Origin of the sequence: Klebsiella sp. P1927 (genome assembly GCF_018204675.1) — a bacterium.
GTDB lineage: Bacteria > Pseudomonadota > Gammaproteobacteria > Enterobacterales > Enterobacteriaceae > Klebsiella > Klebsiella pneumoniae.
Map to the genome: position 1 here is coordinate 4,203,078 of NZ_CP073377.1, position 18,434 is coordinate 4,221,511.

Here is an 18,434-nt window from a genome sequence, read left to right on the forward strand (position 1 = left end):
TCTGAATGCTGCTGTTAGAATGCCGGTTAATATGACTTTCATCATCAGGAAATGTTATGAAACCGACCACCATTGCCCTGCTGCAGAAATGCAAACAGGAAAAGAAGCGCTTTGCCACCATTACCGCCTACGATCACAGCTTCGCGAAGCTGTTCGCCGATGAAGGCATAAATGTGCTGCTGGTAGGCGACTCGCTGGGAATGACGGTGCAGGGTCACGACTCCACCCTGCCGGTTACCGTGGAAGATATCGCCTATCACACCCGCGCCGTCCGCCGCGGCGCGCCAAACAGCCTGCTGCTTGCCGACCTGCCGTTCATGGCCTATGCCACCCCCGAGCAGACCTTTGCAAATGCCGCCATCGTGATGCGCGCTGGCGCCAATATGGTCAAACTCGAGGGCGGCGCCTGGCTGGCCGACACCGTGAGGATGCTGGCGGAGCGCGCGGTGCCGGTTTGCGGCCATCTTGGCCTGACGCCGCAGTCGGTGAACGTATTCGGTGGGTATAAAGTGCAGGGTCGCGGCGATGCGGCGCAGACCCTGTTTGAAGACGCGTTAGCGCTGGAGGCGGCGGGTGCGCAGCTGTTGGTACTGGAGTGCGTGCCGGTTGAACTGGCGAAGCGCATCACCGACGCTCTGACCATTCCAGTGATCGGCATCGGCGCGGGCAACGTCACCGACGGGCAAATCCTCGTGATGCATGACGCTTTCGGCATTACCGGCGGCCACATTCCTAAATTTGCCAAGAATTTCCTTGCCGAAGCGGGCGACATCCGCGCCGCGGTGCGGCAGTATATTGCCGAAGTCGAATCCGGAGTCTATCCGGGCGAAGAACACAGTTTCCATTAAGGAGTCTTGTTGTGCTGATTATTGAATCCGTACTGCTGCTGCGGCAGCATATCCGCCGTCTGCGTCAGGAAGGTAAGCGTATCGCGTTGGTCCCGACAATGGGCAACCTGCATGATGGTCATATGAAGCTGGTTGATGAAGCCAAAGCCAGTGCGGACGTGGTGGTGGTCAGTATTTTCGTCAATCCGATGCAGTTTGACCGCGTCGACGACCTGGCGCGCTACCCGCGCACCTTACAGGATGATTGCGAAAAGCTGAACAAACGTCATGTCGACTTTGTCTTCGCGCCGACGCCGGCGGAAGTGTACCCCCAGGGTACTGAAGGCCAGACCTACGTCGACGTTCCGGGATTATCCACCATGCTCGAAGGCGCCAGCCGCCCGGGCCATTTCCGCGGCGTGTCGACCATCGTCAGTAAGCTGTTCAACCTTGTTCAACCAGACGTCGCCTGCTTCGGCGAGAAAGACTTCCAGCAGTTGGCGCTGATCCGCAAGATGGTCGCCGACATGGGCTACGACATTGAGATCATCGGCGTGCCGATCGTCCGCGCGAAAGATGGCCTGGCGCTGAGTTCGCGTAACGGCTACCTGACCGCCGACCAGCGCAAAATCGCGCCTGGTCTGTATAAAGTGCTGAGCGCGGTGGCGGAAAAGCTGGCCGCCGGCGATCGGCAGCTCGATGAGATCATCGCTATCGCTGAACAGGAGCTGAATGAGAAAGGCTTCCGCGCCGACGACATTCAGATCCGCGATGCCGACACCCTGCTTGAGCTGACCGATGCCAGCCAGCGCGCGGTGATCCTGATGGCCGCCTGGCTGGGGCAGGCTCGCCTGATCGACAACCGGATCGTCACGCTCGCTCAGTAGACAGCGGGTAAAAATCGGGCAATACTGCCCGGGCTTTTCTCAGGGCGGGCGCCGTGTCCGCTCTGCTACATTAAGGTTGAAGGGTAGAAGTTATGATGCGTAATATGCTGCAGGGCAAGCTCCACCGCGTAAAAGTCACGCAGGCGGACCTGCACTATGAAGGTTCTTGCGCCATTGACCAGGACTTCCTGGATGCGGCCGGTATTCTGGAGAATGAAACTATTCACCTCTGGAACGTCACCAACGGCAACCGTTTCTCCACCTACGCCATTGCCGCCGAGCGGGGCTCCCGGATCATCTCCGTTAACGGCGCCGCCGCGCACTGCGCCAGCGTCGGCGATATTTTGATCATCGCCAGCTTCGTTACCATGTCGGACGAAGAGGCGCGCAGCTGGCAGCCTAACATCGCCTACTTCGAAGGCGACAACGAAATGAAGCGCCAGGCGAAAGCTATTCCGGTACAGGTCGCCTGATGGCCGCGACGCTGCGCTCAGGCGCAGCGTCGGTATTACCCCTGCGGCTGGTTACTGATCAGCCGCGACATCGTCTCCAGCGAATCCGTGCGTAAGATATATAACCGCTTTAACAGAAACGGATTGTCCCCCGGCTTCACCTTCCCACGCACCGTCGTTACCGCCATATGAAACCCGGCGTCATTCGCCGCCTGCACCGCCGTAGCGTTATAGCCGCCGAAGGGATAGGAAAGGTAGAGAACGTGCGGATTAAACTGGCTCAGCGCCCGGCGCGAGCGGGCGAAATCAAACAGAATATTATGGTAATTGCGACTGAATAAAATTGGCCGCCGGCCGGCGTCAACCCGATGCAGGAAGTGAGTATGCGACTGAATATCAAAGACGTCCTGGATCTGGCGTAGCTCGGAAATGCTCATAAACTGCAGGGATTTCGGATCCCACTTCTGCGGATGGCGCTTAATACGCGAGGAGATAATAAACGCGGTGGCATGGAAACCGTACTGTTTCAGCACCGGATAGGCGTAGCGGTTCACCGATTTCAAGCCATCATCGAAAGTGATCGCCACCGCCCGCGCCGGGAGATTGATTTTATTACGCACATAGCCTTCCAGCTGATACAGGGTCAGCGTGGTATAGCCCTGATCGCGCAGCCAGGTCATCTGATTCGTGAAGGCGCGAACCGAGGTGGTGGTCGACGTATGACGAAAACGGGTGTTCTCTTCATCGCGCAGAATATGGTGATAGGTCAGCACGGGAATACCGTGATCCTCCTGCGCGTCCAGACTACTGACCCACGCCAGTCGGTCGCCAATGCGGATCTGAAACCAGGTCTGATTGAGCCGGTCCTTCAGCTTGCTGAGGATCGGATAGCGCAGATTGTTGGCCAGCGTTCCGAACGGCGCGCTGCTTACCGAGGGAGCGTCATAGAGCGGTGTATCTTTCCAGGTGAGTAAATTTTGGTTACTCAGCGGTTTATTAAGATCCCCCAGACGGTCCTCCACCCGCTGCTTGCCCTGCACCGGCTCGAGATGCCCTTTATCAATAAACCCGGTGCCAAAGCCGAAACGAAACTCATAGTAGTCAGCCGCCGTCGGGACGACTGCGAGGATCTGCCCGGCACGAACATTGCCGACGCTGACCACATGGTTTCCCACCTGCGCCCAGATGACCGCGTCTTCGGTGGTTTGCATATAGCGCACAGCCTTGCCCTGCTGGCTAAGCAGGCTGGCGGAGGCGCTGAGTGAGGTCAGGAAAAGAAGCAGGGTCAAAAATCGGGCAAGCATACGCATCAAACCGTTATACCATCAACGGCGGTTATTGTAACAAAAGCGGTATCTGTCCCACTGCTTAATTTCCCCAGGCATCATGGCGCAACCGGAACGGGGTGTTCTTCTGCTGCTGATGCCACAGGCTGCTCACCATCGGCCCGCCCGCGCTGACGATCGCCTGGCGAAACGCCACGCTGCTTAACGTGCCTCGCAGGAGATACATTCGCTCAAGGAGTGGATAGCTGACGCCGGAGATCACTTCGCAGTGGGTATGTTTGTGACTCATCAGCGCCGCGGCCCGATAAGGCGCCGCACCGGTTTTGTCAGTGAGAAAAATGACCCCGTCCCCGGAGTCGGTGGCATGCAGCGCATCGCACATCATCCGGCTCAACATATTGCTGCTGAGATTGCGCCAGTAATTGACCGCCCGGCACTGGGCCAGCGGACCAAACTTTTGTTCAAGACGATCCAGCATCTCCTGCGCCAGCTCATCGTGACAGGTAATGACCCATCCGAGCATGCTTCCCTCCTTAGCCAGCGAATAATGTAGCAAGGTGAAGATGACGTATCGGTGATGGGAGTCAAAGATAAGCGGTTAGCGCTTCGCATATTTACTTCAGGAAGCGCTAACCATGATGAGTATCAGCTACGCAGGCCGCGACCGCGCTGAATTAACGACCAGCACAGCAGATAGAAGGCGACAATGAACACCACCAGCACGGCGAAGGTGGTCGCCAGCGGGACGTCGTTGATACCGAGGAAGCCGAAGCGAAAACCGCTGATCATGTAGACGATGGGGTTCAGATGCGACAGCCCCTGCCAGAACGGCGGCAGCAGGGTCAGCGAGTAGAACACCCCGCCGAGATAGGTCAGCGGCGTCAGCACAAAGGTCGGGATCAGGCTAATGTCATCGAAGGTCTTGGCAAACACCGCGTTCAGCAGCCCGGCCAGCGAGAACAGCACCGCGGTGAGGAGCAGCGTCAGGGCGACAAACAGCCAGGAGTGAACCTGGAACGGCACAAAGAATAGCGACACCGCAGTCACCAGGATACCTACGCACAGTCCTCGCGCTACCCCGCCGCCCACGTAGCCGGCAATAATCACATGCGTCGGCACTGGCGCCACCAGCAGCTCTTCAATATTGCGCTGAAACTTGGCGCTGAAGAAGGATGAGGCGACGTTGGCGTAAGCATTAGTGATCACCGCCATCATGATCAGGCCTGGGACGATAAACTGCATATAGGTAAAACCATGCATCTCACCAATGCGCGAGCCGATCAGGTTGCCAAAGATCACGAAATACAGGGTCATGGTGATCACCGGCGGCACCAGCGTCTGTACCCAGATGCGCATAAAACGGTGGATCTCTTTGGTCCAGATGCTTTTCAGCGCGACCCAATAAAGCTGCATCATGCTGATTCTCCTTTTCGCTCATGCACCAGCGTGACAAACAGCTCTTCCAGACGGTTAGCTTTGTTACGCATACTCAGTACCTGCACCCCCTGGGCGCTCAGCTGCGCGAAGACGCTGTTAATTCCCTGCTCACGCAGAACCTCCACTTCCAGCGTCGAGGTATCGACCAGCTGGTACTGGTAGCCTTCGAGCTTCGGCACCGGGCTTTTTGGCGCGAGGTCAAGAATAAAGGTCTCTGACTTCAGCTTCGACAGCAGCGCTTTCATCGAGGTGTTTTCCACCAGCTCGCCGTGCTGGATGATGCCGATGTTGCGACATAGCATTTCGGCCTCTTCGAGATAGTGGGTGGTCAGGATAATGGTGGTTCCGCGATCGTTGAGATCCTTGAGAAAGCCCCACATCGAGCGACGCAGTTCAATATCGACGCCGGCGGTCGGTTCGTCGAGGATCAGCAGCTTCGGCTCATGCATCAACGCGCGGGCGATCATCAGACGGCGCTTCATCCCGCCGGAGAGCATTCTCGCGCGTTCGTTGCGTTTTTCCCACAGGTCGAGCTGTTTTAAATACTTTTCACTGCGGGAAAGGGCTTCTTTACGCTCAACGCCGTAGTAGCCCGCCTGGTTAACGACGATCTGCTGCACGGTTTCGAACGGGTTGAAGTTAAACTCCTGCGGCACCAGGCCAAGCTGGCGCTTGGCATTGACGACGTCTTTCTCCAGATCGTAGCCAAAGACATTGACCTGACCAGAGGTTTTGTTCACCAGCGAGCTGATGATGCCGATGGTCGTGGATTTTCCGGCCCCGTTCGGGCCCAGCAGGGCATAAAAATCCCCCGCTTCGACCTGCAGGTCGATCCCCCGCAGCGCCTGAACCCCGCCGGGATAGGTTTTTTTGAGCTGTTTTAATTCCAGAGCAATGGTCATTAAATATCTCTTCTCGTGTCGTGACACGTCATTAACCCGCCTGACTCACGTTTGCGCTGGACCGGCGCTGACGCCGCCAACGCATCTGCAGCCTGAAGTATCACGGGTTAAGATGGTTTTAAAAAAGGTGAGCTTACCCTATATTAGCGCAACGCACTTACTTGGTTACAGGCCGATAACGTCCATGAATGATATAGATACACTCATCAGCAACAATGCACTATGGTCAAAAATGCTGGTGGAAGAGGACCCCGGCTTTTTTGAGAAACTGTCGCAGACGCAGAAACCGCGCTTCCTGTGGATTGGCTGTTCGGACAGCCGCGTTCCCGCTGAGCGACTCACCGGCCTGGAGCCTGGCGAACTGTTCGTGCATCGTAACGTAGCGAACCTGGTGATCCACACCGATCTCAATTGTCTGTCGGTGGTGCAGTATGCCGTCGATGTCCTGGAAGTCGAGCACATTATTATCTGCGGCCACTACGGCTGCGGCGGCGTGCAGGCGGCGGTGGAGAACCCGGAGCTCGGGCTTATCGACAACTGGCTGCTGCATATCCGCGATATCTGGTTTAAGCACAGCTCGCTGCTCGGTGAAATGCCAGAGGAGCGCCGTCTGGATACCCTTTGTGAACTGAACGTGATGGAACAGGTGTACAATCTGGGACATTCGACGATTATGCAATCCGCGTGGAAGCGCGGACAGAAGGTGACCATCCACGGCTGGGCTTACGGGATTCACGACGGACTGCTGCGCGATCTGGATGTCACCGCTGTGAGCAGGGAAACCCTCGAACAGCGCTATCGCCACGGGATCTCCAACCTCAAGATCAAGCACATCAATCACAGATAGCCTTCAGACTTCGCCACCCTGGAGAGCGCGGCGCGCGCTGTCCAGAGTGGGATATCCCCTTACTCGTCCAGCAGGGTGACTTTGCCGATATACGGCAGATGGCGGTAGCGCTGAGCATAGTCGATACCGTAGCCCACCACGAACTCATCCGGAATCGCGAAACCGACGTATTCAACCGGGACGTTCACTTCGCGGCGGCTGGGTTTATCAAGTAGCGTACAAATGGCCAGCGATTTCGGCTCGCGCAGGCTGAGGATTTCGCGAACTTTAGACAGGGTATTGCCGGAGTCGATGATGTCTTCCACGATCAGAACGTCTTTACCACGGATGTCTTCATCCAGATCTTTAAGGATTTTCACATCACGAGTGGTGGACATGCCGCTGCCGTAGCTGGAGGCGGTCATAAAATCGACTTCATGCGGCACCTGCACTTCACGGCACAGGTCGGCCATGAACATAAACGAGCCGCGCAGCAGCCCCACCAGCACCATTTCGCTGCCGCTGTTCTGATAATGTTCGTTGATTTGACGACCCAGTTCCGCGATACGCGCTTTGATCTCGGATTCCGGGATCATCACTTCTACAGTATGTTTCATAATACTAACCATTTGATTCTAAATATAAATCATCAAAGCCGCTGCTTTCGCCCCGACGATGACCGGCAAGCCATCCAGTATACCAGCAAAAAGAAATCTTCGGTGCAGGGATTAATAAAGCCATATTTGTGATTCCGATCACACTTGTTAAATCCTATAATTAATTGCAGTTAAAAAATTTAACAAACACATGAGTAACTTTTTATGGCTGAAACAAAGTCTCAACAATCAAGGCTCCTGGTGACGCTGACTGCGCTATTTGCAGCGTTCTGCGGCCTCTATCTATTAATCGGCGGGGCATGGCTGGTCGTGCTTGGCGGCTCCTGGTACTACCCTATCGCCGGGCTGGTGATGCTGGGCGTGACCGTAATGCTGTTCCGCGGCAAGCGCGCTGCGCTGTGGCTGTACGCCGCGCTGCTGCTGGCGACCATGATCTGGGGCGTCTGGGAAGTTGGTTTCGACTTCTGGGCGTTGACGCCGCGTAGCGATATCCTCGTCTTCTTTGGCATCTGGCTGATCCTACCCTTTGTCTGGCGTCGTCTGCCGGTGCCTTCCGCTGGCGCCGTTGGCGCGCTGGTCGTCGCCCTGCTGATCAGCGGCGGCATGCTGACCTGGGCTGGTTTTAACGACCCGCAGGAAGTCAACGGCACCCTGAGCGCCGACGCTACGCCGGCCGCACCGATTTCCACCGTCGCCGACGGCGACTGGCCGGCCTATGGCCGTAACCAGGAAGGCCAGCGCTTCTCCCCGCTGAAGCAGATTAACGCCGATAACGTGAAGAACCTGAAGGAAGCCTGGGTGTTCCGCACCGGCGACCTGAAACAGCCGAACGATCCGGGTGAAATCACTAACGAAGTGACGCCGATTAAAGTCGGCGATACGCTCTTCCTGTGTACCGCTCACCAGCGCCTGTTTGCGCTGGACGCCGCCACCGGTAAAGAGAAGTGGCATTTTGACCCGCAGCTGAACGCCGATCCGTCGTTCCAGCACGTCACCTGCCGCGGTGTTTCTTATCACGAAGCGAAAGCGGATAACGCCCCTGCCGACGTTGTCGCCGACTGTCCGCGCCGCATTATCCTGCCGGTGAACGATGGTCGCCTGTTCGCGGTAAACGCCGACAACGGTAAGCTGTGCGAAACCTTTGCTAATAAAGGTATTCTCAATCTGCAGACCAACATGCCGGTCACCACGCCGGGCATGTATGAACCCACTTCACCGCCGATCATCACCGATAAAACCATCGTGATTGCCGGCGCGGTCACCGATAACTTCTCTACCCGCGAGCCGTCAGGCGTGATCCGCGGCTTTGATGTGAATACCGGTAAACTGCTGTGGGCCTTCGATCCGGGTGCGAAAGATCCGAACGCCATCCCGAGCGATGAACATCACTTCACGCTCAACTCGCCGAACTCATGGGCGCCTGCCGCCTACGACGCTAAGCTGGATCTGGTCTATCTGCCGATGGGCGTGACCACTCCGGACATCTGGGGCGGCAACCGTACGCCGGAGCAAGAGCGTTATGCCAGCTCGATTGTGGCACTGAACGCCACCACCGGTAAGCTGGCCTGGAGCTATCAGACCGTCCATCACGATCTGTGGGATATGGACATGCCTTCCCAGCCGACGCTGGCTGATATTGAGGTCAACGGCAAAACCGTACCGGTCATCTATGCCCCAGCGAAAACCGGCAACATCTTCGTGCTGGATCGTCGTAACGGCGAGCTGGTGGTCCCGGCGCCTGAAAAACCGGTTCCGCAGGGCGCTGCCAAAGGTGATTACGTTACCAAAACCCAGCCCTTCTCCGATCTGAGCTTCCGTCCGAAGAAAGATCTGACCGGCGCGGACATGTGGGGCGCCACTATGTTCGACCAGCTGGTGTGCCGCGTGATCTTCCACCAGCTGCGCTATGAAGGTATCTTCACCCCGCCGTCTGAGCAGGGCACGCTGGTGTTCCCGGGTAACCTGGGGATGTTTGAATGGGGCGGTATCTCCGTCGATCCGAACCGTCAGGTGGCTATCGCCAACCCGATGGCGCTGCCTTTCGTCTCAAAACTGATCCCGCGCGGGCCAGGCAATCCGATGGAGCCGCCGAAAGATGCGAAAGGCTCTGGTACGGAGTCCGGCGTGCAGCCGCAGTACGGCGTCCCGTACGGCGTAACGCTGAACCCGTTCCTGTCGCCGTTCGGCCTGCCGTGCAAACAGCCGGCCTGGGGGTATATCTCCGCCCTGGATCTGAAAACCAACGAAGTGGTATGGAAAAAACGTATCGGTACTCCGCAGGACAGCCTGCCGTTCCCGATGCCGGTTAAACTGCCGTTTACCATGGGGATGCCGATGCTGGGCGGTCCGATCTCCACGGCCGGTAACGTCCTGTTCATCGGCGCGACTGCAGATAACTACCTGCGCGCGTACAATATGAGCAACGGCGAGAAGCTGTGGGAAGCCCGTCTGCCAGCCGGCGGTCAGGCGACTCCGATGACCTACGAAGTGAATGGCAAACAGTATGTTGTCATCTCTGCCGGCGGTCACGGCTCGTTCGGTACCAAAATGGGCGATTATATTGTCGCCTATGCGCTCCCGGATGACGCCAAATAAAACGCAAAACGGCAACGAAAGTTGCCGTTTTTTTTGGTGTTCCGTCCTTCTTCCCGTTGGGGATCGCAGCAGGTCGCAGAGACTTAAACCGTGAACCCCAACATCATCCCGGTGTCTTCATGTTCCAGCAGGTGGCAGTGTGCCATATAGGCAAACTCCTTCGGCGCCGGATGATCAAACTTCACTAATACTTCACTCACGTCCCCTTCCACACGAACGGTGTCTTTCCAGCCGCGACGATGCGCCGCTGGCGGCTTGCCGTTTTCGCTGAGGATACGGAACTGGGTGCCGTGGATATGGAACGGATGCAACATCATGTCGCCCTTACCTGAAATCACCCAGCGCTCATACTGGCCTCTGGCGGCGGCAAACATCGGCTCATTCATGTCGAAGGCTTTGCCGTTGATGCGGTTGGCGTTATGGAAATCAAAGCCCTTGCCTGACGACATGCCATGCTCCATGCCGGATCCGTGGTTCATGCTCATGTCGCCGTGATGCATATTCCCCATGTCGCTCATGTCGCCATGCCCCATCATGCCGTGATCCATTCCGGCCATCGCCTGGTCGCCATACTTCTCCATCAGCGCCTGCATGCCCATCCGGTCGAGCATCGGATCCATAGACAGCTGGAGCTGACGCTGCGTCAGCCCCGTCAGGGACGGTAACGCCGGGAGAGCGGCCAGAGTATCCAGCAGCTTGCCGGAGGCGGGAATGACCAGCGGCTGGACGCGCAGTACCGGCTGTGGTTTATCAAAAGGCGCAATCGCCATGCCCATCTGGCTCACCGGCAGAGTCACCAGATCGAAAGGTTTACCGTCGCTGGTGTCCACCAGCACCTCAAAGCGTTCCCCCATCAAGACCGGCAATTCATCGACCTTGACCGGCTCGGCCAACAGACCGCCATCGCTGGCCACTACGTACAGCGGGCGCTTATCGCTGGTGGCAAAATTGAGGGAACGGGCATTACAGCCGTTCAGCAAGCGCAGGCGCAGCCAGCCGCGCGGCGCGGCATGTTCGGGATAGAGGGCCCCATTGGTCAGTAGCGTATCGCCAAACCAGCCGACGGCGGCGCTCATCACATCCAGCTGATAGTCGATCTCGCCGGCGGCGGTGAACTTCTTATCCTGGACGATCACCGGCACATCATCGATCCCCCACTGCTTAGGCAGCAGCAGGCGCCCGCTCTCTTCATCCTCGATCAGCACCAGGCCGGCCAGCCCCATCGCCACCTGCCGGCCGGTGCTCCCATGCTGATGCGGATGAAACCAGCAGGTCGCCGCCCGCTGCGTTGGCGTGAAGCTTACCGTGCGGGTGGCGCCCGGCGCGATAACCCCCTGTGGCCCCCCGTCGACCTCGCCCGGTACCTCCAGACCATGCCAGTGCAGCGTGGTCTCTTCCGCCAGCTGGTTAGTAATATCCACCGTGACGGTCTTCCCCTGCGTCAACTGCAGCGCAGGGCCCAGCAGCGACCCGTTGTAGCCCCAGGTAGTGACATTCAGGGCGCCAAACCGCGTTTTGCCCGCCTGGATCCTGAGCGCGATGCGGTTGCGCGCATCGGCGGCTAACAGCGACGGTATCGGCAGAGCCGGGCGACTGGCGGCAAAGACCGCCCGGCTCCATAACGGCAATGCGCTGGCCATGCCGACCGCGGCGGTCAGTTTGAGGAAGTCTCTACGTTGCATATTCACATCCTTTTATTCTGCGGGCGAATATTTGAGCTTAAACCCTACCGTAACGGGAAGGTCAAGCAGAAGAGTAAGAATAAAGATCGGCGCTGTGTAAAGAAGTATGCTAATTTGAAGCGTCGGTGATCTAATGGTAGAAAAAATGAAGACGCTTTTCAGAACAATGGTACTCGGCAGCCTGCTTGCTCTCTCCGCCAACAGCTACGCGCTCAGCGAATCCGAAGCGGAAGATATGGCTGATTTAACCGCGGTTTTTGTGTTTCTGAAAAACGACTGTGGCTACCAGAACCTGCCCAACACGCAGATCCGTCGCGCGCTGGTGTTCTTTGCCCAACAGAACCAGTGGGACCTGAGCAACTATGACAGCTACAACATGAAAGCGCTTGGCGAAGACAGCTATCGCGATCTTAGCGGCATTAACATTCCGACGGCGAAAAAATGTAAAGCGCTGGCCCGCGATTCGCTCAGCCTGCTGGCTTACGTTAAATAATTCCCTGCGCGGGCGGCAACGCTCCGCGCCTTTAGCATTTCAACTTCCCCCTTTAAATATTTATATTTATTATTGTATATAAACAAACCTTATTTAATTGCGAACCTATCAATTTGCCAAATAAAGTAAACCCATAATAATGAAGAATGACTAAAAAACTAATAAAATATCATTATTCATATATTGCAAAATAAAAAGCACCCTTCTAGAATCCGGTAAAAATATACCTACTTCATGGACTGAAATTGTGAATATCTCGCTGACTCTTCGTGTTATCCCACTCGCCGCGCTGTTAGTAGCCGGCTGTAGCAATACCTCTTCCCGCCAGCCGGTTAAACCGATCGCCACGCCGCTGACGACACAGCAGCAGGCAGAGCAGGAGCGGGCAGCCAGCGAACAAGCGCGCATTGAATCCTGTCGCCAGGCGCTGGATTCGCTAAAAGAGGTTAACCCACAGCAAGCCACTAAACTCAGCAATGACTTTAACGCTTTAGTGCGCGCGGCGTCACAATATAATAGCGTGCGCGAGAAAGTGGCAGATCCTACCCGGCTTGGCATTGACTCCATGTATCAGTTTAAATCCATCAAACTGTGCGCCGATATCCAGAAAACGCTGATCGATAGCCTGGTACAGCGTGGTGAAAGCAAACAGCCATGAACAGAGCCGCCACGCTGACCCTCAACGCGCCCCTGCTGATGCTCGTCGCTGCGCTGGCGCTTTCAACCCCCTTCACCGCCGGCGCCGCGCCGGCCTTTCTTGATTACGCCCAACAGCAAACCCAGCAATCTCAGGCGCAAGAAAAAAACGATGCCGCAAGCGCAAAACAAACACAAGAAAGCCGCCAGAGCGCAGATAATAAAAAAACCGGTACCAGCACCTCACAATTACAAAAAAGAATCACCAGCCAGCAGGCGGCGATTGCACAAAAAGATAAGCTTATACAGCAATTAAAAAAACAGCTTGCCGCTACGCCGCAAACGGATACTGCCGGAGCGAATGAGCAAGCGGCGTTGAATAAGAGAATTAATGAATTACAGGTCGCCTTAAGCGCCGCTACTGCAGAAAAAGAGGCATTAATAAAAAAAGCAGGCGTTGTGCAGAATAATAATCTACAGCAAAGCCAGGCCGCGGCGCGTCAGCAGATCCAGCAATTAACGACGCAGATTCAGCAAGCCGAAGCTGAAAATAAACGCCTCAGCGCCAGCTTTACCACGCTTAATAAAGATAAACACGCGCTAATGACCCAACTGGCCGCAACGGAAAAAGAGAAACAGGCCGCTCTTGAGCAGGTCAAAGCGCTTAACGCTGACAAACAGCCGCTGACGACCCGGCTGGCCGCCGCGGAAAAAGAGAAACAGGCCGTCCTCGAGCAGGTTAAGGCCCTTAACGCCGATAAACAGTCGCTGACTATTCGCCTCGCCGCTGCGGAGAAGGCGCAGCAGGCCGCTCTTGACCAGGCTAAAGCGCTTAACGCTGACTGTTGTGGTCAAATTTAAATGGACACTTTGATCGGGTGTTTTCCCCCCGACAAGGAACATGAAGAGATGACCGACAAGACAACCGACACAACCAAGAATCGCCGAACCTTTGATCCAGCGTTCAAGTTACAGGTGGCGCGCATGGTGCGCGAGCAAGGCGTCAGCGTCAGCCAAGTCTGCCGCGAAATGAAGCTGACCGAAAGTGTGGTCCGACGCTGGGTACACCAACTGGATGACGAGTCAGCCGGCAGGCCGGGGATTGGTAAACCGTTAACGGCTGAGCAGCAACGTATTCGAGAACTGGAAGCCGAAGTCAGGCGACTAAAATCAGACAATGAATTATTAAAAAAAGCTTCGGCCTTCTTCGCACGGGAAATAAAGTGATCCACGATGTTGTCACTGAGTTAGCGAAGCAGGCCCCGATCAAGCAGGTCTGTCAGGCGTTGGACATCAGTCGCTCTGGTTACTACGCAGCGCGTCGCAGAGTCAATACACCCAAACCTATTTGCCAGGACAGCGTGCATGCTCAGGCGGTTTTTCTTGCCAGTGGTCGCACCTATGGCAGTCGTCGTTTGAGTGCAGCCCTGCGTGCCCAGGGCCATGATGTTGGACGTCATCGCTGTCGTACCTTGATGAAAGCCTGTGGACTCAAGGCCTGTTGGCGTCGCAAGTTCGCTCATACCACCGATAGCAAACACCATTTGCCGGTGGCAGAGAACGTGCTCAACCGTCAGTTTGAGCCTGAAGCACCCAATACGGCCTGGGTGTGCGATGTGACGTACATTCGGACCGACAGCGGTTGGCTATATCTGGCCGCTGTGCTGGATCTGTATTCACGTCGCATCGTGGGTTGGTCCATGGCACCGACCATGCCTGCACAGCTGGTGTGCGATGCGTTGAGCATGGCTATTTCGGTTCGCCAACCGGCACCGGGTTTATTGGTTCATTCGGACCGGGGCAGTCAATATGCCAGTGCTGAACACCGGCAATTACTTGAAAACCATGGTCTGGTACTCAGCATGAGCCGCAAGGGTAATTGCTGGGACAATGCCGTGATGGAGCGGTTCTTTCTGAATTTGAAAATGGAGCGTGTCTGGCAGACTCGGTATGCCAACCATACAGAAGCCAAACAAGACATCACCGACTACATCGTTAACTTTTATAACAGTACCCGATTGCATTCAAAACTTGGCTACCGATCACCCGCACAGTACGAAACGCTGGCCAGCCCTGCCGCCCAGTTGCCCGCCTGTGCATAACCCTACCATCTGATCGGCGTGTCCAAAAAAACTTGACCACAACAGACAAACAGCCGCTGGCTACCCGACTGGCCGCCGCGGAAAAAGAGAAACAGGCCGTCCTCGAGCAGGTTAAGGCCCTTAGCGCCGATAAGCAGTCGCTGACTATTCGCCTCGCCGCTGCGGAGAAGGCGCAGCAGGCCGCTCTTGACCAGGCTAAAGCGCTTAACGCTGACAAACAGCCGCTGGCGACCCGGCTGGCCGCCGCGGAAAAAGAGAAACAGGCCGTCCTCGAGCAGGTTAAAGCCCTTAACGCCGATAAGCAGTCGCTGACTATTCGCCTCGCCGCTGCGGAAAAGACGCAGCAGGCTGCCCTCGATCAGGTCAAAGCCCTTAACGCCGATAAACAATCTCTGTCCACCCGGCTGGCCGCCGTGGATAAAGCGCCGCATGGCCCCGCTAACGACGCCGCTGCGCCAAAAAATGAGCCACCAGAGATGGCGGCCATAGTGGCAGCCTATCGCCTGCAGGCGGATAAAGACAACGCCCAGCTACGGATGAAAGAAGATGAAATCGAACTGCTGAGAACGCAGCTTTCTGTACAGTCCAAAACGCGCAGCGGCGAGAGCGCCGCCGCCAAACTCAGCGCATCGGGAGAACAGCAGGCTTATGCGATCGGCGCCTCGATGGGAAGCGAGGCGCTCAACGTCCTTACCACCCGTCGCACTCAGGGAGTTACCGTCGACGCAGGCCTGGTGCTGCAGGGCATCGAAGATGCCTTTCGCGGCCAGCTTCGTCTCGGAGAGCAGGAACGTAACAAGGCGCTGTTTGATGTGTCACAGCAGGTTTTTCAGAACCTGAATAAAATAGAGCAGAAAAACATCAGTGCCGGCAAGAAATATCAGCAGGCGTTTGCGCGCAAAAAAGATGTGGTCTTTAAAGAGGGCGTCTACAGCCGCGTCGATTACCTGGGTAAAGGAAAAATAAGCGGTAACGACCTGGTTACCGTGGTGATCAAAGAGATGCTGACGGACGGGACGGTGATCAACGATATGGAAGCGAAAGATCAGGCGCTTACGCAAAAGCTGGATGCCTATCCCCCGGTGTTTCGCGAACCGCTGAAGCGTCTACAGAACCACGGCTCTGTGACGCTCGTCGTCCCGCCTGAAAAGGCCTATGGCAGTAAAGGATTACCGCCAAAAATCCCGCCAGGCGCCACCATGGTTTATTCCGTGCGGATAGTAGATAGCCAACCCGAGCCGGCAAAATAGCCTCATCCTCTCCACCGCCCTTCCGGGGCGGTGGCTGTTATTCCTGCCTCATTGCTGCAATAACCGCCGTGCATCCTCATCTATAGTTGTCTATGATGTTGCACTCGTTTTACGGGTGTAACAGATGTTAACGAAGGAGGAGCCTTATCGTGGCCGATAATCCACTGTGGCATGAAACGCTGCATGACCATTTTGGTCAGTATTTTAGCGTTGATAACGTGCTGTACCACGAAAAAACCGATCATCAGGATCTGATCATCTTTGATAACCGCGCCTTTGGCCGGGTGATGGCGCTGGATGGCGTCGTACAAACCACCGAACGCGACGAGTTCATCTATCACGAAATGATGACCCATGTGCCGCTGCTGGCTCACGGCAACGCGAAGCATGTGTTGATCATTGGCGGCGGCGATGGCGCGATGCTGCGCGAAGTCTCTCGTCACCGTAGCATCGAAACCATCACCATGGTGGAAATCGACGCCGGGGTAGTTTCATTCTGCCGCCAGTACCTGCCGAACCATAACGCCGGCGCCTATGACGATCCGCGCTTTACGCTGGTGATTGATGATGGCGTCAATTTTGTTAATCAGACGACGCAAACGTTTGACGTGATCATTTCGGACTGTACCGACCCTATCGGCCCGGGAGAAAGCCTGTTCACCTCGGCTTTTTATGAAGGCTGCAAACGCTGCCTGAACCCGGGTGGGATCTTTGTTGCCCAGAATGGCGTCTGCTTCCTGCAACAGGATGAAGCGGTAGGCAGCCATCGCAAGCTAAGCCACTATTTTCGCGACGTCAGCTTCTACCAGGCGGCAATTCCAACCTATTACGGCGGGATCATGACCTTTGCCTGGGCGAGCGACAATGAGGCGCTGCGCCATCTCTCCAGCGAAATCATTCAGGCGCGCTTTCACAAAGCCAACCTGACCTGCCGTTACTACAATCCGGCAATCCATACGGCGGCCTTCGCCTTACCACAATATCTGCATGATGCTCTGTCCGCACCGTGACGCGAAATAAGGGGGTGAACTAAATTGAAAAAATTGAAGCTGCACGGCTTTAACAACCTGACCAAAAGCCTGAGTTTTTGTATCTACGATATCTGTTACGCCAAAACGGCAGAAGAGCGCGACGGCTACATCGCCTATATCGACGAACTCTATAATGCCAATCGCCTGACGGAGATCCTGACAGAAACCTGTTCTATTATTGGCGCCAATATCCTGAATATCGCCCGTCAGGATTATGAACCCCAGGGCGCCAGCGTGACCATTCTGGTCAGCGAAGAGCCTGTCGATCCCAAGCTGATTGACCAGACCGAACATCCTGGCCCGCTACCGGAAACCGTGGTCGCCCATCTCGATAAGAGCCATATCTGCGTGCATACCTACCCGGAGAGCCATCCGGAGGGCGGCCTGTGCACCTTCCGCGCCGATATCGAAGTTTCAACGTGCGGCGTCATTTCCCCGCTTAAAGCGCTGAACTATCTGATTCACCAGCTGGAATCGGACATTGTGACCATTGACTACCGTGTGCGCGGCTTTACCCGCGATATCAATGGGATGAAGCATTTTATCGATCATGAAATCAATTCGATTCAGAACTTTATGTCCGACGATATGAAGTCGTTGTATGACATGGTCGACGTCAACGTTTATCAGGAAAATATCTTCCATACCAAAATGTTGCTCAAGGAGTTCGACCTTAAGCACTACATGTTCCATACCCGACCGGAAGAGTTGACTGCCGAAGAGCGCAAGGTCATTACCGACCTGCTATGGAAAGAGATGCGCGAGATTTACTACGGCCGCAATATTCCTGCCGTGTAATCTATGAAATGCCCGGCGGCGCTTTTGCTTGCCGGGCCTGTAGTTCTGCGCCGCCCGACATAAAAGGCGTCATTAACGCTGCTGCATAAACTCACGATAGGCGGCGACCACCTGCAGGAAATCCTCAACACCGCACAGAGAGAGACTTTCTTCGTCGTAGTAGCTCATCCCCTCCTCGATTTCGTCGCCGGAAAACTCCAGCTGATTGGCGCGGATCATCACCTCTTCGCCATCCAGCCACAGCGTATATTCATGCCCGGCACGCTGCCAGGAACGCTCGCTGCCCTTCACGGTGCGCGCAGCCTGCTCCACTTCGTCCAGCAGAGCAAGATTGCCTTTCACCTCCTCGTTGAACCAGTGGCCGATCGCCTCGTGATCCATCGACATTCGCACCTTTACCACTCCGGTAATATCGCGCAGAAATTCGTAATCCATAGTCTTTTCCTCTGCAAGGGCAATGCGTCACCGCTGCACTGTACCCATGCAGTAATTATCGCAGCAGACAGAAAGAAAAAAAGCGTAGCGGGCGGGAGGTTTGGAAATAAAAATGCCCGCTGATGCAATGTTCACCGGGCATTGGAGAGTTTATCGCCAAACGGTCAGCCGGGCTGAC

20 protein-coding genes are annotated in these 18,434 nt (G+C 55.9%); 12 read left to right on the forward strand and 8 right to left on the reverse strand.

Going from position 1 to position 18,434, the window contains the following annotated elements; all coding sequences use genetic code 11:
• Nucleotides 1–56 precede the first annotated feature (56 nt).
• The 3 genes from panB to panD all read left to right on the forward strand — a co-directional run bounded on the left by panB (nucleotide 57) and on the right by panD (nucleotide 2,187).
• On the forward strand, nucleotides 57–848 hold the full coding sequence (gene panB / locus KB892_RS21140) for a 3-methyl-2-oxobutanoate hydroxymethyltransferase (protein ID WP_002888841.1): 792 nt from the start codon (nucleotides 57–59) through the stop codon (nucleotides 846–848).
• 11 nt (nucleotides 849–859) lie between these two features.
• Complete coding sequence (gene panC / locus KB892_RS21145) at nucleotides 860–1,714, forward strand: pantoate--beta-alanine ligase (RefSeq protein WP_002888835.1); 855 nt, start codon at nucleotides 860–862, stop codon at nucleotides 1,712–1,714.
• Nucleotides 1,715–1,806: 92 nt separating this feature from the next.
• Complete coding sequence (gene panD, locus KB892_RS21150) at nucleotides 1,807–2,187, forward strand: aspartate 1-decarboxylase (protein WP_002888834.1); 381 nt, start codon at nucleotides 1,807–1,809, stop codon at nucleotides 2,185–2,187.
• Nucleotides 2,188–2,222: 35 nt separating this feature from the next.
• Here the strand turns inward: panD and KB892_RS21155 are convergent, their stop codons facing one another.
• From KB892_RS21155 to KB892_RS21170, 4 genes are all read right to left on the reverse strand, one after another.
• Entirely contained in the window at nucleotides 2,223–3,476 is a 1,254-nt protein-coding gene (locus KB892_RS21155; protein WP_004145907.1) for a polysaccharide deacetylase family protein, read from the reverse strand.
• A 58-nt stretch (nucleotides 3,477–3,534) separates the two neighbouring features.
• Nucleotides 3,535–3,975, reverse strand: coding sequence for a PTS sugar transporter subunit IIA (locus KB892_RS21160; RefSeq protein WP_002888830.1), 441 nt, complete (start codon nucleotides 3,973–3,975; stop codon nucleotides 3,535–3,537).
• 122 nt (nucleotides 3,976–4,097) lie between these two features.
• Entirely contained in the window at nucleotides 4,098–4,868 is a 771-nt protein-coding gene (locus KB892_RS21165) for an ABC transporter permease (protein WP_002888827.1), read from the reverse strand.
• A complete protein-coding gene (locus tag KB892_RS21170; protein ID WP_002888823.1) occupies nucleotides 4,865–5,791 on the reverse strand; it encodes an ABC transporter ATP-binding protein in 927 nt (308 codons plus the stop codon). The genes KB892_RS21165 and KB892_RS21170 overlap by 4 nt, the downstream gene beginning before the upstream one ends.
• 184 nt (nucleotides 5,792–5,975) lie before the next feature.
• Here KB892_RS21170 and can point away from each other — a divergent pair, with 184 nt between their 5' ends.
• On the forward strand, nucleotides 5,976–6,638 hold the full coding sequence (gene can, locus KB892_RS21175) for a carbonate dehydratase (RefSeq protein WP_002888821.1): 663 nt from the start codon (nucleotides 5,976–5,978) through the stop codon (nucleotides 6,636–6,638).
• Nucleotides 6,639–6,697: 59 nt separating this feature from the next.
• Here the strand turns inward: can and hpt are convergent, their stop codons facing one another.
• Nucleotides 6,698–7,234 (reverse strand): hypoxanthine phosphoribosyltransferase, encoded by a 537-nt coding sequence (hpt, locus tag KB892_RS21180; RefSeq protein WP_002888819.1) that lies wholly within the window; start codon nucleotides 7,232–7,234, stop codon nucleotides 6,698–6,700.
• Between the two features lie 4 nt (nucleotides 7,235–7,238).
• On the reverse strand, nucleotides 7,239–7,358 hold the full coding sequence (locus KB892_RS21185) for a hypothetical protein (RefSeq protein WP_012542835.1): 120 nt from the start codon (nucleotides 7,356–7,358) through the stop codon (nucleotides 7,239–7,241).
• An 80-nt stretch (nucleotides 7,359–7,438) separates the two neighbouring features.
• On the opposite strand from KB892_RS21185, the gene KB892_RS21190 reads away from it, so the two are divergent.
• Complete coding sequence (locus KB892_RS21190; protein WP_002888816.1) at nucleotides 7,439–9,829, forward strand: glucose/quinate/shikimate family membrane-bound PQQ-dependent dehydrogenase; 2,391 nt, start codon at nucleotides 7,439–7,441, stop codon at nucleotides 9,827–9,829.
• Nucleotides 9,830–9,912: 83 nt separating this feature from the next.
• Here KB892_RS21190 and cueO read toward each other — a convergent pair whose 3' ends face one another.
• A complete protein-coding gene (gene cueO, locus KB892_RS21195) occupies nucleotides 9,913–11,511 on the reverse strand; it encodes a multicopper oxidase CueO (RefSeq protein ID WP_002888811.1) in 1,599 nt (532 codons plus the stop codon).
• A gap of 145 nt (nucleotides 11,512–11,656) precedes the next feature.
• On the opposite strand from cueO, the gene KB892_RS21200 reads away from it, so the two are divergent.
• The 7 genes from KB892_RS21200 (at nucleotide 11,657) to speD (ending at nucleotide 17,821) form a co-directional block, all read left to right on the forward strand.
• Complete coding sequence (locus KB892_RS21200) at nucleotides 11,657–12,004, forward strand: YacC family pilotin-like protein (RefSeq protein WP_002888808.1); 348 nt, start codon at nucleotides 11,657–11,659, stop codon at nucleotides 12,002–12,004.
• Between the two features lie 247 nt (nucleotides 12,005–12,251).
• On the forward strand, nucleotides 12,252–12,662 hold the full coding sequence (locus KB892_RS21205; protein ID WP_002888804.1) for a hypothetical protein: 411 nt from the start codon (nucleotides 12,252–12,254) through the stop codon (nucleotides 12,660–12,662).
• A gap of 581 nt (nucleotides 12,663–13,243) precedes the next feature.
• Complete coding sequence (locus KB892_RS21210; protein WP_014342874.1) at nucleotides 13,244–13,501, forward strand: hypothetical protein; 258 nt, start codon at nucleotides 13,244–13,246, stop codon at nucleotides 13,499–13,501.
• A gap of 48 nt (nucleotides 13,502–13,549) precedes the next feature.
• A protein-coding gene (locus KB892_RS21215) for an IS3-like element ISKpn18 family transposase (protein ID WP_085955245.1) occupies nucleotides 13,550–14,742 on the forward strand; the annotation gives its coding sequence in 2 pieces (ribosomal slippage) (nucleotides 13,550–13,826 and nucleotides 13,826–14,742; 1,194 coding nt in all).
• Nucleotides 14,743–14,774: 32 nt separating this feature from the next.
• Nucleotides 14,775–15,992 carry an FKBP-type peptidyl-prolyl cis-trans isomerase gene (locus KB892_RS21220; protein WP_004151360.1) on the forward strand — a complete coding sequence of 406 codons (1,218 nt, stop codon included), beginning with the start codon at nucleotides 14,775–14,777 and terminating at the stop codon, nucleotides 15,990–15,992.
• A gap of 149 nt (nucleotides 15,993–16,141) precedes the next feature.
• Nucleotides 16,142–17,002, forward strand: a complete 861-nt coding sequence (gene speE / locus KB892_RS21225) for a polyamine aminopropyltransferase (RefSeq protein ID WP_002888741.1) — start codon at nucleotides 16,142–16,144, stop codon at nucleotides 17,000–17,002.
• A gap of 24 nt (nucleotides 17,003–17,026) precedes the next feature.
• On the forward strand, nucleotides 17,027–17,821 hold the full coding sequence (speD, locus tag KB892_RS21230) for an adenosylmethionine decarboxylase (RefSeq protein ID WP_002888739.1): 795 nt from the start codon (nucleotides 17,027–17,029) through the stop codon (nucleotides 17,819–17,821).
• Between the two features lie 72 nt (nucleotides 17,822–17,893).
• Here the strand turns inward: speD and yacL are convergent, their stop codons facing one another.
• Nucleotides 17,894–18,256, reverse strand: a complete 363-nt coding sequence (yacL, locus tag KB892_RS21235) for a protein YacL (RefSeq protein WP_002888737.1) — start codon at nucleotides 18,254–18,256, stop codon at nucleotides 17,894–17,896.
• Between the last annotated feature and the right edge of the window lie 178 nt (nucleotides 18,257–18,434).

Coding starts and splice junctions, on each gene's coding strand:
- KB892_RS21155 (WP_004145907.1), bottom strand. CDS start 3,476: ATGCGTATGCTTGCCCGATTTTTGACCCTGCTTCTTTTCCTGACCTCA.
- KB892_RS21160 (WP_002888830.1), bottom strand. CDS start 3,975: ATGCTCGGATGGGTCATTACCTGTCACGATGAGCTGGCGCAGGAGATG.
- KB892_RS21185 (WP_012542835.1), bottom strand. CDS start 7,358: ATGGCTTTATTAATCCCTGCACCGAAGATTTCTTTTTGCTGGTATACT.
- KB892_RS21190 (WP_002888816.1), top strand. CDS start 7,439: ATGGCTGAAACAAAGTCTCAACAATCAAGGCTCCTGGTGACGCTGACT.
- panD (WP_002888834.1), top strand. CDS start 1,807: ATGATGCGTAATATGCTGCAGGGCAAGCTCCACCGCGTAAAAGTCACG.
- panB (WP_002888841.1), top strand. CDS start 57: ATGAAACCGACCACCATTGCCCTGCTGCAGAAATGCAAACAGGAAAAG.
- cueO (WP_002888811.1), bottom strand. CDS start 11,511: ATGCAACGTAGAGACTTCCTCAAACTGACCGCCGCGGTCGGCATGGCC.
- can (WP_002888821.1), top strand. CDS start 5,976: ATGAATGATATAGATACACTCATCAGCAACAATGCACTATGGTCAAAA.
- KB892_RS21170 (WP_002888823.1), bottom strand. CDS start 5,791: ATGACCATTGCTCTGGAATTAAAACAGCTCAAAAAAACCTATCCCGGC.
- KB892_RS21200 (WP_002888808.1), top strand. CDS start 11,657: ATGAAGACGCTTTTCAGAACAATGGTACTCGGCAGCCTGCTTGCTCTC.
- hpt (WP_002888819.1), bottom strand. CDS start 7,234: ATGAAACATACTGTAGAAGTGATGATCCCGGAATCCGAGATCAAAGCG.
- yacL (WP_002888737.1), bottom strand. CDS start 18,256: ATGGATTACGAATTTCTGCGCGATATTACCGGAGTGGTAAAGGTGCGA.
- KB892_RS21165 (WP_002888827.1), bottom strand. CDS start 4,868: ATGATGCAGCTTTATTGGGTCGCGCTGAAAAGCATCTGGACCAAAGAG.
- KB892_RS21210 (WP_014342874.1), top strand. CDS start 13,244: ATGACCCAACTGGCCGCAACGGAAAAAGAGAAACAGGCCGCTCTTGAG.